The organism is Paraburkholderia mimosarum LMG 23256 = NBRC 106338 (assembly GCF_000739815.1).
Taxonomy (GTDB): domain Bacteria; phylum Pseudomonadota; class Gammaproteobacteria; order Burkholderiales; family Burkholderiaceae; genus Paraburkholderia; species Paraburkholderia mimosarum.
Window position 1 is genome coordinate 43,129 of record NZ_BBJJ01000044.1, and the last position, 13,996, is coordinate 57,124.

Annotated in this window: 13 protein-coding genes; 5 read left to right on the top strand and 8 right to left on the bottom strand. The window is 63.7% G+C overall.

Features of this window, described 5'->3' with window-relative positions; all coding sequences use genetic code 11:
* Positions 1-108 precede the first annotated feature (108 nt).
* Both cydC and cydD read right to left on the bottom strand, forming a co-directional pair.
* Positions 109-1,833 (bottom strand): thiol reductant ABC exporter subunit CydC, encoded by a 1,725-nt coding sequence (gene cydC, locus BMI01S_RS25610; protein ID WP_042290958.1) that lies wholly within the window; start codon positions 1,831-1,833, stop codon positions 109-111.
* Entirely contained in the window at positions 1,830-3,608 is a 1,779-nt protein-coding gene (gene cydD, locus BMI01S_RS25615; protein WP_042290959.1) for a thiol reductant ABC exporter subunit CydD, read from the bottom strand. Before cydD ends, cydC begins: the two co-directional genes overlap by 4 nt.
* A gap of 2 nt (positions 3,609-3,610) precedes the next feature.
* On the opposite strand from cydD, the gene BMI01S_RS43195 reads away from it, so the two are divergent.
* The gene (locus tag BMI01S_RS43195) at positions 3,611-3,919 is read left to right on the top strand and encodes a hypothetical protein (RefSeq protein WP_238328034.1); all 309 of its coding nucleotides are present in this window, start codon (positions 3,611-3,613) and stop codon (positions 3,917-3,919) included.
* 384 nt (positions 3,920-4,303) lie between these two features.
* On the opposite strand, the gene BMI01S_RS25625 is transcribed toward BMI01S_RS43195, so the two are convergent.
* Genes BMI01S_RS25625 through BMI01S_RS25635 form a run of 3 tightly spaced genes read right to left on the bottom strand, consistent with a single transcriptional unit; the run spans position 4,304 to position 7,227 of the window.
* Positions 4,304-4,486: a hypothetical protein gene (locus BMI01S_RS25625; protein ID WP_028213958.1), complete on the bottom strand. Its 183-nt coding sequence runs from the start codon at positions 4,484-4,486 to the stop codon at positions 4,304-4,306.
* A gap of 11 nt (positions 4,487-4,497) precedes the next feature.
* Entirely contained in the window at positions 4,498-5,634 is a 1,137-nt protein-coding gene (gene cydB / locus BMI01S_RS25630) for a cytochrome d ubiquinol oxidase subunit II (protein ID WP_028231926.1), read from the bottom strand.
* Positions 5,635-7,227 (bottom strand): cytochrome ubiquinol oxidase subunit I, encoded by a 1,593-nt coding sequence (locus BMI01S_RS25635; protein ID WP_028213960.1) that lies wholly within the window; start codon positions 7,225-7,227, stop codon positions 5,635-5,637.
* A 346-nt stretch (positions 7,228-7,573) separates the two neighbouring features.
* Here BMI01S_RS25635 and BMI01S_RS25640 point away from each other — a divergent pair, with 346 nt between their 5' ends.
* The 4 genes from BMI01S_RS25640 to dmeF all read left to right on the top strand — a co-directional run bounded on the left by BMI01S_RS25640 (position 7,574) and on the right by dmeF (position 10,318).
* Positions 7,574-8,212, top strand: a complete 639-nt coding sequence (locus tag BMI01S_RS25640; protein ID WP_028213961.1) for a peroxiredoxin — start codon at positions 7,574-7,576, stop codon at positions 8,210-8,212.
* A gap of 62 nt (positions 8,213-8,274) precedes the next feature.
* Entirely contained in the window at positions 8,275-8,619 is a 345-nt protein-coding gene (locus tag BMI01S_RS25645; protein WP_238328035.1) for an ArsR/SmtB family transcription factor, read from the top strand.
* A 109-nt stretch (positions 8,620-8,728) separates the two neighbouring features.
* Positions 8,729-9,001 carry a metal/formaldehyde-sensitive transcriptional repressor gene (locus tag BMI01S_RS25650; RefSeq protein ID WP_028206235.1) on the top strand — a complete coding sequence of 91 codons (273 nt, stop codon included), beginning with the start codon at positions 8,729-8,731 and terminating at the stop codon, positions 8,999-9,001.
* A gap of 9 nt (positions 9,002-9,010) precedes the next feature.
* The gene (gene dmeF, locus BMI01S_RS25655) at positions 9,011-10,318 is read left to right on the top strand and encodes a CDF family Co(II)/Ni(II) efflux transporter DmeF (RefSeq protein WP_028231927.1); all 1,308 of its coding nucleotides are present in this window, start codon (positions 9,011-9,013) and stop codon (positions 10,316-10,318) included.
* 35 nt (positions 10,319-10,353) lie between these two features.
* Here the strand turns inward: dmeF and BMI01S_RS25660 are convergent, their stop codons facing one another.
* The 3 genes from BMI01S_RS25660 to BMI01S_RS25670 form a co-directional block, all read right to left on the bottom strand.
* Entirely contained in the window at positions 10,354-12,171 is a 1,818-nt protein-coding gene (locus BMI01S_RS25660; RefSeq protein ID WP_051381485.1) for a bifunctional protein-serine/threonine kinase/phosphatase, read from the bottom strand.
* Positions 12,172-13,605, bottom strand: a complete 1,434-nt coding sequence (locus BMI01S_RS25665; protein ID WP_036045913.1) for an APC family permease — start codon at positions 13,603-13,605, stop codon at positions 12,172-12,174.
* 80 nt (positions 13,606-13,685) lie between these two features.
* A partial coding sequence (locus tag BMI01S_RS25670) for a glutamate synthase-related protein (RefSeq protein WP_042290960.1) occupies positions 13,686-13,996 on the bottom strand: 311 nt, incomplete at its 5' end.

The window sequence follows — 13,996 nt, forward strand, 5'->3', positions numbered from 1 at the left end:
GCGAAGCTTGACTGAGCATGCTGGTCTCTCACCGGTCCAGCTGCTCTTCGCGTGTGGCGCCGAGACGCCTCGGGTTCTGGGCCTTCTCCGGTGCGAGAGCGTCCGGAATCAATTCGCCTGCGCCTCGCGGCATTCATCCAGCACGAGGATCCTGTCAAACTGTCCCGCAAGCCCCTCGAGCCTGTGCGTAATGAGAACAACGCTGCGCCCCGCCATCAACTTGACGACAGCGGCCATCAAAGCCTGTTCGGTTTCGGTGTCCAGCCCCTCTGTCGGCTCGTCCAGCACCAGGATTGGCGCATCGCGCAGCAGCGCGCGGGCAATCGCGAGCCGCCGGGCCTGGCCACCCGACAGCCGCGTACCTGCCTCCCCGACCTGCGTGTCATAGCCCTGCGGCAGGCTGCAGATGAACGCGTGCAGCTGCGCGTCGCGGCATGCCGCCTCCAGGCTAGCCTGATCGGCATCCGGGCGTGCGATCAGCAGGTTCGCCCGGATCGTGTCATTGAAAAGCCAGGTGTCCTGCGAAACGACGGCAATGCGGGAGCGCACCGCTTCGGCCGCGCAATCGCGCAAATCGAGCCCGCCCAGTTCGATGCGTCCGATCGAATAGTCCCGGAAACGGAGCAGCAGTTGCACGAGAGTGCTCTTTCCTGCGCCGCTCGCGCCAACGATGGCAAGACGGTGGCCGGCCGGAAGTTCGAATGAGAGATCACGCAGAATCCACGGAAGTGCATCGCCGTACCGGAAGCTCAAATCGCGCACCACTAAATCGTTGCCCGTTGCCAGCGCAACAGGCTCCGGACGATCCTGCACCGCAGGCGTCGCGTCCGCCAGTTCGAAGATCCGGCGGGCAGCGGCAAGGCTTTCGCCTAGAAGCTGGAGCGCCTGGGAAATCGGCATGACCGCTTCGAAACTCGCGAGCACGAGAAACGCGAGCATGGCGACGTCCGCTGGCGCCAGGGAAGAGGACGTCATTCGTGGGATGGCCAGCAGCAGCGCGCACCACGTCGCGGCCGAAACGCAGACGGCGAGCGCCGCCTCCGAAAGTCCCCTGGCATGACTAATCTTCTCCTGCTGCCCGACCAATCGCGCGGAAAGCCGATCGACCTTTTGCGCGTACGTGGACGCTGCGCCATAAACCTGAAGCTCGCCGAGTCCCTGCAGGCTATCGACGATGACCTCGTGCATTTCGGCGCGCAAAGCGACGCTGGCACGGGCGGGTTCGCGTGTCGTCGTGAAGCCGATGGCCGGTAACGCAATCCCGGCCAGCAGCAAAAACAGCAACGCGACTGCCGCAACCGGCACACTGAATGCCGACAGCACCGCGACGATCACTAGCGTTCCCACGCCGCCTGTCACGATGGGAACCATTGCACGAAGGTAGAGATTGCTGAGACTGTCGATATCGGACTGAATGCGCGTCGCCAGGTCGGCGCCGCGCAGGTGCTCGAGACCCGCCGGTGCAAGCGGCTCGATGCGGGTGTAGAGCCATACGCGCAGGCGCGCGAGAAGCCTTAGCGTGGCTTCGTGCGTCACGACTCGCTCGACGTAACGCCCTCCGGTGCGGATGATCGCGCAGGCGCGGATTAGCGCAGCCGGAGTGAAGTAGTCGAATGCAAGATGCGTCGCGCCGGCCAGCGCCATCGATGCAATGAACCAGCCGGCAACTGCCATCAAGGCGACATTGGCGAGTACGGTCCCGAGCGACAACGCGGCGCCTGCGGCCATCCACCACCAATAAGGGCGAAGCAGCGCGATGAGGCGCCGGAGATCGGCACGCGTGACAGCGCGATCGTGTGGCGTTGGCGCGGCAGTACGATCAGACGGTTTCATGCCTCGACCTCCGCACGCGATGGGAGACCACCCACTTCGGCCTCGATAAGCCGCCGATAGACACCCTCTTCATCCGCAAGCCGTGCATGCGTTCCCGACTGCACGGCTTTGCCCTTGTCGATGACCACGATCGAGTCGGCAAGGGCCGCCGTTGCCAGCCGGTGTGCGACGAGGATCACTGTGCGGCCGCGGGCGAGGCGGCGCAGCGCATGGTGAAGGCTCGCCTGGGTGTGGGCGTCCAGGCTCGCTGTGGGTTCGTCGAGCAGGAGCACGGGCGCATCCTTCAGGAAAGCGCGCGCCAGGGCGAGTCGCTGGATCTGTCCGCCCGACAGCCCCACTCCGCGTTCACCGAGGCGCGTGTCGTAACCGTGCGGCAGCGCTTGAATGAATGCGTCGGCGCCCGCGTTTGCCGCCGCCGCACGCAGGGCATCGAAGTCCGCTTCCGGCCGGGCAATCAGGAGATTCTCCCGTACCGTGCCCGCAAACACATGCGCACGTTGCGGCACCCACGCCACGCGCGCGCGCCAGTCATCGAGATCGGTCTCGTTCAACAACTGCCCGTTGACAGAAATGGTCCCGGCGGTTGCAGGCTCGAAACCCAGCAGCAGGTTCAGCACCGTGCTCTTGCCCGCGCCGCTGGGTCCGACCAGCGCCGTGATGCGCCCCGCTTCGGCGACCAGCTGAAGGCCGTCGAGTGCGGCGCGCCCGGGCGACCATGAGTGGGAAACATTGTCGAAGCGGATCCTGTAGCCGTTCGCGGCAGGCAGCGGCAACCGCGAACCGCCGTTGACCGGTTCGGGCAGGTCGAGTATTTCCATGATGCGCTCCGCGGCCGCGATCGCGTCGAGCCGCTCGTGATACCGGCTGCCCAGCGTGCGCAGCGGCAGGTAGAACTCGGGCGCGAGCAACAAGACGAACAAACCGCGCAAAAGCGGGATCTTTCCGTAAAGCAGATGAAAACCCACCAGCACTGCGACGACCGCGATGCCAAGGGTCGCGAGAAATTCCAGCACGACCGAAGAAAGAAACGCGACCCTGAGCACCTTCATGGTACTCGTGCGATAAGTCTCGGATAGCCGCGCGATGACGGCGGCTTCACGACGGCCTGCATTGAAGAGCCTCAGTGTCGTGATGCCTTGAAGCGAATCGAGGAATCGCGCCCCCAGTTGCGCGAGCAGTTTCCATTGGCGCTGGTTCGCATCGGCAGCGGCCTTGCCGAGCAGAATCATGAATAGCGGAATCAGCGGCGCCGTGGCCAGCAGGACGAGCCCTGAGGTCCGATCCACCGGAAACACGACCATAAGGATAGCGAACGGTAGCAGAACCGTCAGCGCGCGTGCGGGCAACCATCGCGCATAGTAGCCCTCGAGTGCTTCCACACCCTGGACGAGATGGGTCGCGAGGGCCCCGCTCGCCTCGCCGCGCAGCCACATCGGCCCCAGCGCCTGCAACTTGCGCAGCAGCTCGCCGCGCAGTGCCTGCCGCATGGAAGCAGCACCCGCGAACGCGGTGCGCTCTGCGAGCCGGATCACAACGAAACGCAGGCCCATCACCGGCAGCATCACTGCCAGAGCCGGCCATACCCGGGCGAGCGCCGCTTTCTCCATCACCACGGCGCTCAGGACGGCGGCGAGCAACGCTGCCTGCACCATCATCAGCAGTCCCGATCCCATGCCGAGCGCCACGGTTTGGCCCACGCCCGCGCGAATGGAGACCGCGCGCCGTGCCAGCCAGCGATCGACGATTTTTCTGGGTGATACGTCTGGGTAAGACATCGATGATTACCTACCTGGTCGATACCGTGGCGCCTATAATCCTTCCGGAGATCGCGCTAGTGCGGCGGCGCGCCGCCATCGCGCTTATCGATACACGACAAGACGGAGGCACGATGAAAACTGCTCTGCAATTCATGTTGTTCCTTGCGATCGCGGTTGCCGCCATAGTGGTGGGTGTCATCGTCGGCAACTACGGTCTCTGGTACTTTTCGTGGCTCGTCGGCACCGCGTTGATCGTGCTGTTTGCGACAGCGGGGGGCGTTTTGTTCGACACGCAACAAGCGCAACAGGAACGACACGAAATGCCCTGATGCCGATACGGACTCGCCGCGTGAGGCGTGGCCTCTCAATCGCACGCCGTCGCATGCACGGCCACGCCGTAGCGAAGCGGCGTACGCTGCGAATCCGTCCCGCTCGTCGACCTCCTCTCGCAACCGTTCCATCAGTGTCTGGGCCTTCATAGCTGCAAGTTTCGACGCGGCACCTCCTGCGCGAAAACGGTCGCGGCGAAAGCACCGGCAATTCAATCTCACAGTCGGCATTGCAATCGCCGGCCTGCGCAAGGGTCTGCCTCAACTCGCCCTGGCAAACCGCCGGCAGCACCCAGCGCCGCGCCCCCAACCAGGCAGCCGCTTCAGTTCGGCTCCGCCTGCACAGGGCGCGCCCGCGCCGATGACCAGCGGTACCGGCACTGGTCAGCCTCTTTCCTTTTCCTGGGTGTCGAACAGCACACCGCCGGCTACGGCGAAAAGCACAATCGTTGCCGTGCCGATGAGCCAGGAAAAGTACCAGGCACCGTAGTCGCCGACCACCACGCCGAGCACGATCGCGATCACCGCAACGGCCATGAACACCAAAAAGTGCTGGACGATTTTCATGACTCACTCCTTCAATATGCGTGCGGATTCGATTCGACATGCTCGGCCTTCACCTTTCCGCGCATGACATAGAACGCCCAACTCGTGTAAGCGATGATCGCCGGCATGAACACAGCGGTCCAGCCGCTCATCCACATGAGCGTGTTGCGGCTCGAAACCGCATTCCACACGGTGAGGCTCTGCGACGGGTCGCTGGACGACGGCATGAGGAACGGAAAGAGGCTCACGCCGGCGGTGCCGATCACCCCGATCCAGGCCAGTGCGCCGAGCCACCAGGCGAGCGACGCACGGCCGGCGCGAATGGCGAGCAGGCCGAGGACCATTCCGGCGTAGCCAAGGGCCGGCACGAGCCACAGCGCGGGGTACAGGTGGAAGTTGTCGAGCCATGCGCCCTCGGCTCTCGTCACGCTCTGCTGCAGCGGAGTCTGGGCAACGCCCGGCATTGGAGCATGTTCGATGCGGTAGCCACTGAGATGGCTCGCCCAGATCCCGCCGATCGTGAAGAGAACGATGGCAACGATTGCGCCCACCGTCGCCGCACGCCTCGCCCTGGCCCAAAGTGCGCCGCGCTCGGTACGCCCCATCAGCATCGCACCACCCATCCAGATCGACAGTGAGAGCGACAGGACTCCGCACATCACCGCGAAAGGATTGAGCAGACTCAGGAAGCTACCGGTATAGAACGATGTCAGATCCCAGCCGAAGTGAAACGGCACGCCCAGCAGCATGTTGCCCATGCCCGCGCCGTAGACGATCATCGGCACGGCGCCGCTCACGACGAGCGCCCAATCCCACGCGTTGCGCCATGCGGGTGTGGGAAGCTTGCTGCGATATTCGAACCCGAGCGGCCGCACGATCATCGTCCAGAGCAACAGCAGCATGACGATGTAGAGTCCCGAAAACGCAGTGGCGTAGAGCAGCGGAAAGGCGGCGAAGATCGCACCGCCCCCGAGAATGAACCAGACCTGGTTGCCGTCCCAATGCGGCGCTATCGTATTGAGCGCGATACGCCGCTCAGTGTCGGTCCGACCCACGTAGCGCAGCAGCGCGCCAACGCCCATGTCCATGCCCACCATGATCGCCAGCCCCATCAGCAGGACGCCGAGGAGCAGCCACCAGAGCACCTTGAAGAATAAATAGAGTTCCATTTAGTGCTCCTTGACAGTCGTGACGGGCAGCGCGGCCGGTTCGAGCACGGCTGCCTCGCCGTCGCCATGATGGCTTTCGGGCCCCTTGCGAATCGCCCGGGTCATCAAAAAGATCTCGACGGCCGCGAAAACCGTATAGATCAGCATGAATCCCGCGAGCGAGAAGATCATGTAGCCCACGCTGTGCGTCGACGCGGACATCCATGTCGGCAGGACGCCGAACACGGTCCACGGCTGGCGGCCCACCTCGGCGGTAATCCAGCCCATCTCGCAGGCGATGAAGGGAACGGGAATCATCCACGGCGCGAGCCTGAGGAACCAGCGGTGACGCGCGATGTCGCCTCGCAGCGAGAAGATCACGGAGAGCACGAAGTACGCGAGCATGAGCAAGCCGCAGGCGACCATCGCACGGAAGACCCAGAAAATCGTGAAGACGTTCGGAATGGCGTCGCGCGACGCACGGGCGATGTCCTCGTCGGTCGCGTTCGCGACGTCCTGCCCGCTCGCATAGCGCTTCACGAGAAAGCCGTAGCCCAGGTCGTCCTTGTGGGCGTTGAACTGCGCGAGCGCGGCGGCGTTGCCTGGGTCCGAACTCAGCACCTTGAGCGCCTCGACTGCGGGAATGCCGTTGCGGATGCGCCGCGCGGCATCGGCCTCGATGCGGTCGATGCCGGGCACGATCGTGTCGAGCGTATGCGTGAGGAGCGGTGTCAGGACATAGGGAATCTGGATGCTCCACGCGTTACGCTGCTCGCCCTGAACCGGCCAGGTGGCCACATTGAACGGCGCCGGCGCCTGTTCCGTCTGCCACATCGCTTCCATGGCCGCGAGCTTCGAGGGTTGCGCATGGCCGCCCACGAACCCCAGCGCATCGCCAAGCGTGATCACGCCCGCCACCGAGAGCACGCCGAACAGGCTCGCCATGCGGAACGAACGCTTCGCGATCTCCATGTGCCGGCCGCGGAGCATGTAGTACGCGCTGATGCCCGTGACGAAGATGGCCGCGGTGACGTAGCCCGCAATACTCGTGTGAACGAACTTCGTCTGCGCGTCTTCGCTGAAGATCAGCGCGCCGAGGCTAGTCAACTCCATGCGCATGGTCACGGGATTGAACGCGGCGCCCTGTGGGTTCTGCATGAAGCCGTTTGCAACGAGAATCCAGAGCGCCGAGAAGTTCGAACCGAGTGCCACGAGATAGGTGACGATCAGGTGCTGCGTCTTCGAAAGGCGGTCCCAGCCGAATGCCATCAGGCCGATAAACGTGGACTCCATGAAGAAGGCCATCAGCCCTTCGATGGCAAGCGGCGCACCAAAGATATCGCCCACGAAGCCCGAGTAGAACGACCAGTTCGTGCCGAACTCGAACTCCATGGTCAGGCCGGTCGCCACACCGAGGGCGAAATTGATCAGAAACAGACCGCTCCAGAACTGGGTAATCTCGCGGTAGATTTTCTTGCCGGTGATGACGTAGACAGTCTCCATCACCGCAAGAAGAAAAGTGAGCCCCAGCGTCAGTGGGACGAAGAGAAAGTGATAGAGCGCAGTGGCGGCGAACTGCAGCCGCGACAGCTCAACCACGGTGTCGTTGATCATGTAATGCTCCGCTAAAAGCTGAACGAGCCGAATCCCGGGGCCCCGAGCCGCTCGCCGACAGTCAGCGAACGAACGCTCCGGGCAATGGCACTTCGATGCCGTGGAGTGAAAAACCCCCTAAGGGGCGAAAGACCGAAGCACGCTGCCTGCCGCCCTCGACACTTTCGAATTCTATTTAATTGCGTAATTTTTTACCTCACGCGAAACGCGTGACCCAGTGTCGCACGCTTGATCTGTTGCACCGGCTTCGCGCTCTAGCCGCCTTTACCGGGTAGATACTTAGTCGAATATGCAATAATTAGAATTGAAAGTATCCCTTGCAAACTTGCAGAGAATCAGGTGCCCCATGAGCGACCCTGTAGCAGCGCCACGAGCGCTCCGGATCGGAGATCCGGCGCCCGAGTTCCGTGCTCGAACCACCTGCGGAGAACGCTCGCTTGCGGACTACCGCGGCAGCTGGCTCCTTCTGTTCGCCCATCCCGCTGACTTCACGCCGGTATGCACGAGCGAGTTCATCCGCCTTGCTCAGGCACAAGGCAGCTTCGACGCGATAGGCTGCCGGCTGCTAGGCTTGTCCATTGACAGCCTGTATTCGCACCTCGCCTGGCTACGCGACATTCATGCGCATTTCGGCGTCAAAGTGACGTTTCCCATCATCGAAGATCCATCCATGGCGATCGCAACGGCTTACGGGATGCTCGACCCGCTGGCGCCCGACGCGGCCGCCATCCGCGCGAGCTACGTGATCGATCCGCAAGGGGTGATTCGGGCCATCACCTGGTATCCGTTGAACGTCGGGCGCTCGGTGGAGGAACAGTTGCGCCTCGTGCGCGCCCTGCAGGCCGCGGACGGCAGCGGCGCTTCCACGCCTGAAGGCTGGCAGGAAGGCATGCCGCTGCTCGACCTGGCGCCGACGTCGCTCTATGACGTCATGCAACGCGAGCAAGACGGCGCACCCTGGTATTTTCGGGAGCGGCAATCATGACGACTAGCTCATCCGACGGGTTAGAAGCGCTAAAGGGACGCGCGGCCGAAGCAGCGGAGATCATGCGTCTGCTCGGCAATGCGAACCGGCTTCAGTTGCTCTGCCAGATCGCTCAGGGCGAGCGCTCGGTGGGGCAACTGGAGGAAGAACTGGACATCAGGCAACCTGCGCTTTCGCAGCAACTGGCCGAGCTTCGCAAAGCCGGACTAGTCCAGACACGCAGGGAATCGAGGTCCATTCTGTATTCGCTGGGGGACGGCCCCGTGCGCCTTCTCCTGGAGATGCTGCTCGTCGCGTTCGGCATCAAGATGGAACCCGCGGCCGATCCCGGAACAGCAGCGGCCCCCCAGGCTCGCACAGCTTGCCAGGTTGGCGACACCGCGCGATTTGCCCGATTGGGCAAATGAATCCTGCTAACTGCACCGGGTGCCCAGGAGCCCCTCGGCTGCGAGGACGTATACCCCCGTACCCTATCCAGGGTAAGATAGCCCCCTACCGTATTTTCAGGGGCTAGTCGTGAGCCATACGATTCGCGAAAAACAAAAGTTGCTCAACCGCGTTCGCCGCATCAAGGGGCAGGTCGAAGCCATCGAGCGCGCACTGGAAGAAGAGCGCGGCTGCATGGACGTGCTGCAGCTCATCACCAGTAGCCGCGGGGCGATGAACGGACTGCTTGCCGTGGTTCTCGAAGACCACATCCGGACCCATCTCGTCGACGCCGAGCCGGACGACGAGCACGGCAGCGGCACCGAGCAGCTGATCGAAGTCGTCCACAGCTACTTCAAGTAAGAGGCAATCATGACCAACTTCGAAGATTCCGCGTTCGGAGCGGGGCACGACCACATCTTTCTGGGCGCAGCGCACGAAGACAACGAGCGCAGGACATGGATGGTGATCGCGCTGTGCAGCGCGATGATGGTGGCTGAAATTGTCGGCGGCAGTCTTTTCGGCTCGCTTGCGCTCGTCGCCGATGGTCTGCATATGTCGACGCACGCCGGCGCAATGCTGATCGCCGCTTTGGCATACACCTACGCGCGCCGCCACGCGGCCGACAATCGCTTCGTATTCGGTACCGGCAAGCTGGGCGACCTCGCGGGCTTTACCAGCGCCATCGTGCTTGCCATGATCGCGCTGCTGATCGCGTACGAAGCCGTTGCGCGCTTTCTCTCGCCCGTGCCCATTCACTTCGGTCAGGCGATCCCTATCGCCGTGCTTGGCCTCCTCGTCAATCTCGCGAGCGTCTGGCTGTTGAGCGGAGATCACCACGGCCACAGTCATGGGCATAGCCACGGTCATGGTCACGATCACGGTCACGGTCACGGTCACGGCCATGAAGACAAACACGGCCACGACGACGAGGTGCATCGCATCTTCGGCAGCGCCGGCGTGTTTGCGTTGTCGGTCTTCGAAGACGGCGTACCGCCCGTCTTCCGGCTGAAACCCGAAACGGCCTCGTCGAAACTGAACGCCAGCGATGTTTCCGTTACGACGATCCGCCCCGACGGCACGCACCAGACTTTCACGTTCACCGATCGCGGCGGCTATCTGGAATCGACGGACGACATCCCCGAGCCGCACGCCTTCAGGGCCGTCGTTCATCTGCCCGATGGCGCGCATGAGGTCGAGTTCGAGGAACACGAGCACGAACACGACGATGCGCAGGCGGCCGCGCACCGTGACCACAACATCCGCTCGGCCTACATTCACGTCATTGCCGACGCGGCGGTTTCCGTGCTGGCCATCATCGGCCTGCTGCTGGCGCGTGCGTTTGGCTGGGTCTGGATGGACCCGCTTGCGGGTGTCATCGGCGCACTCGTGATCGCTAACTGGTCATGGGGCTTGATGCGCGACACGGGCGGCATTCTGCTCGACATGAATCTGGACAATCGCATGGCCGAGAAGGTCCGCCAGGTCATCGAAGACAGCGGCGACACCGTGCTCGACCTTCATGTCTGGCGCGTGGGCCCGGGGCACATGAGTGCGATCGTATCGGTTGCCACGCGCGAGGCGCAGCGCAACCCAGGCTTCTACCGCACTGCACTCCAGCGTTTCAAGGGGCTCTCGCATGTGACAGTCGAAGTGAATCCGACGCCCGCCGCCGCGTAAGCGACAGGCGCCCCCTTGGGACGATGGATGCGCGCTCATCGCCGTATCAGCGACCAAAGCAGCAGCGCGAGCAGTAGAACGCAGACGCCCTGCCAGAACAGCACCGGTTCGCGCTCGAGCAAGGGCTTGCGTCGAACCGGTTCCATCGCGCCCTGGCCGCTCGAAAGGCGTTCGAGATCGGCGCAGACCGCAAGCACGTCCTGATACCTGCGCGCGGGATCGGGCTGCATCGCTTTCTCCAGCACGAGATCGAGCCATTGCGGCGCGTCGGGCCGGTGCTCGTAGAGCGGCACGCGGCCATTGAAGCCGTACGGCAGCTTGCCCCCGCTGAAAAGCCGATACAGGGTTACGCCATACGCGAACACCTCGGAGCGCGCGTCGCCCTGCGCGCCTCTCATCAACTCGGGCGCCATGTACGCCGGCGAGCCGGGCGCGACGGCCGGGCCCGGCAACGCCATACCGGGCATGTAGCCGAAGCCGAGGTCGAGCAGGCACGTACTGTCGTTCCGCATCACCAGCACGTTCTCGGGCTTGATATCGCGATGGTAGACATGGCGGCGATTCAGCGCGTCGATCGAGCGGCCCAAGTGCCGCGCTATTGCGATCGCGCGCGGCAGCGCGAGCGGCTGCGGTGCCGAAAGCAGCGTTTCCAGCGTGACCCCATCGCCGAGCGGCATCACCACGTAGAGCCGCGTTTGCCGGTTGGCGTCGACGGGCAACGGCGCGAGCACGCCAGCTTCGCCAACCTTGCCGGCGAGCCAGCGCTCGCGCACGATGGACTGGCGTATGTTCTCGTCCTGCTCGACGCGCGGCTTGGGAAACTTGAGCGCCAGCGGCGTGTCCGGATCGGCCACATCGCGGCCGGCGAAGATCCGCGAATAAAAGCCATCGCTGAGCACGCTCTCGAGCCGATATCCGTCGATGACGTCGCCGGCGTCGGGCACGGCGAGAATCGGCAGCATGCCGACCACGCGCTCCAGGTAGCCGCCGTCGAGCAACGGCAGGCTGCCAACGTCGATCACCGCGCTCGTCACATCGTCCTGTGAGCCGCGCGTGAGTGCCAGCGCGTCGAGCCGGCGCGCGGTTTCCATTGCCCCATTGCGCGCCGCGAGCACCGTCTGTAACTCACGCGTCGGCACATGACGATAAAGACCGTCCGAGCACAAGAGCAGGCGGTCATGCTCGCGCAGCTCGAACGTTTCGAAGCGCGTCACGAGCGCGGGATTCATGCCGACGGCGTGCGCCACGTACGAACCAAAAGCGACTGGCACGATGTCGTCTTCGCCGATTTGCGCCAGTTGCCCGTCGCGCAGCAAATAGAGCCGCACGTCTCCGGCCGCCACGAGATACGCTGTGGCGCGCCGGATGACCAGCGCCGCAAACGACGCGGCCATTTGTTTGAGCGTTGGATCAACCCGGCCCATGTGGTGCAGCCAGTCGTGCACCGCTTCCAGCGAACGCGCGGCGGCCACGCTGGGCTGGAGCGTTTCGGGCAGCCCGTAGTACGCATCGATGAAGGTGCGCACCGAAAGCTCGGCCGCGACGCGGCCACCCTGGCTCGCGCTAACGCCGTCTGCCAGCGCGATCACACTGCCACGCGCGGCGCGCGCAGCCAGATCGCCGAGCATCACGCCGACATAGTCCTCGTTGACGCGATGTTGTCCACGCACACGCGCCGGGCGCGAAACGCAGCCGATCTCGAGCGCCGCGCATTCGCCGCGCTCGGGCTGCAACTGCAACTCGACTTCCTGAGCCTGCGCTTCGCCTGGCGCTGCGGCCGCCGCGGCTGCGTGGACCGCCCTCCGGTCCTCAGCCGGGGCAGACGGGCGATCCACGGAGCGCGGTTCGGTCATTTACTTTTTGCCGTGAGTCATCACGTCGCTGGTTTCCAGATCGTGTTCGATTTTCTCGAGCACCTGCGGCGAACGCTTCTTCAGCATGAGCAACCAGACCGTGCCGACGAGCATGTACGCCACGAACAGATACGGCAGGATGTTATACGGATAGTCCGGCACCGGATAGACGCTGCCGATCACCGCCCCGACCATCGCCAGCGCGCCGAGCACGCCCCACAGCACGTTGACCGGCTTGAGCACGCCCAGCTTCTTCAGATAGAGGGGCGCCGAAACCGCGACGAGAAAATAGGTCACCAGAAAGCCGAAGGTGGCGAACGTACTCGTGTAGCCGAAGGTGTTGAGCGGACCGGTGCCCAGCATCGCGATGCACACGACGAAGGTCACGATCGAGGAAAACGCCACGGCGAGATACGGCGTCTGGTGCGTGCGGTGAACCATCCCCATCGAGCGATGCACGAACTGGTAGCGCCCCATGGAATAGAGCAGGCGGCTGGACGAGTTGATGCACGCAAGCACGCACGAGAACGCGCTGATCGAGGCGATCAGATAAAACACGGGGCCGAGCGGCGAGGCGCCGACGCTCGCAAGCAAGGTGTTGAGCACGGCCGAATCGGCGCCGAGCTTGGCCGCGTCGCCGTGGTAGGCGATCGTCATCGAATAGGCGACGAACATGAAGAACAGGCCGGACAGGATCACGCTCCAGACCACGGCGCGCGGAATGACGCGCAGCGGGTTTCTGGTCTCCTGGCCGAGCGAGGCCGCGCTTTCGAAACCCACATAGGAGAAGATACCCAGCACCATGCCTTGCGCCATACCCTTGCCGCTCACGCCCTGCAGCCGCAACTGCGTATGGTCGACGATATGGTCCGGATGCAGTGCGAGCACGTAGATCAGCACGCCGCCCACGATCACGACCGAAGCGGCCTCGATGGCCAGCGAGAGCCGCGAGGAAAGCTTCACGTCGCGTGCGGAGAAGAACCAGGCGAGCGCAACGAAAACGGTGTAGACCGCCCACGACGGGATGTTGATGCCCCAGGAAGAGAAGGCATTCTGCACGAACACCACACCTGCGGCGCCAACTCCCATCGCGGTGCCGATATATGCCGCGATCAATCCCCAGCCGGCGATGCCCCCTGCCATCGGTCCGAGCGCGCGCGAAATGTAGATGAAGAACGACCCGGCGGTGGCAATCCGGCTGGAGAGCGCGATGATGCTCATGCTGACCAGCAGCAGCCCGAGCGTCGAAAGGCCATAAATCAGCCAGGTTCCTGCGCCTGCCAGCGCCGCGATCGCGGTCACGTTGATCGACGGCGTAAAGGTCGGCGAAAGGTTGGCGATGGACTGACCAATGACTTCGGCGAAACCTAAAGTACCGGCACGCAGGCCGGTTGACGATGCCGGCGCTGCCTGTGTGGTGCTTTGCGTACTCATGTAGGGCTCCTGAAAGATTGCTGATTCAACGTCGAGTTTGCTCAACTGTTCCAGAGTCAAAAAAGTCCGGCTAATTAAAATTAATTGTTCCAGCCAGGAATCCACGAAGTGCCCGCGAGCGGCACGCGCGCCATCGCCGCGGCTTCCACGGTCAGGGCGACCAGATCCTCGGGCTCCAGGTGATGCACGTTCTGCTTCCCGCAGGCACGCGCGATCGTGGTCAGTTCCATGTTCAGCGTCTTGAGATAGTTGCGCACACGGCGCGAACCCTCATCGGGCTGGACGCGCTGTTCGAGAACGGCGTCCTGCGTCGTCACGCCAACGGGGCATTTGCCCGTGTGGCAGTGGTGGCAGAAGCCCGGCGACGTGCCGAGCGCGGCATAATCGGCGG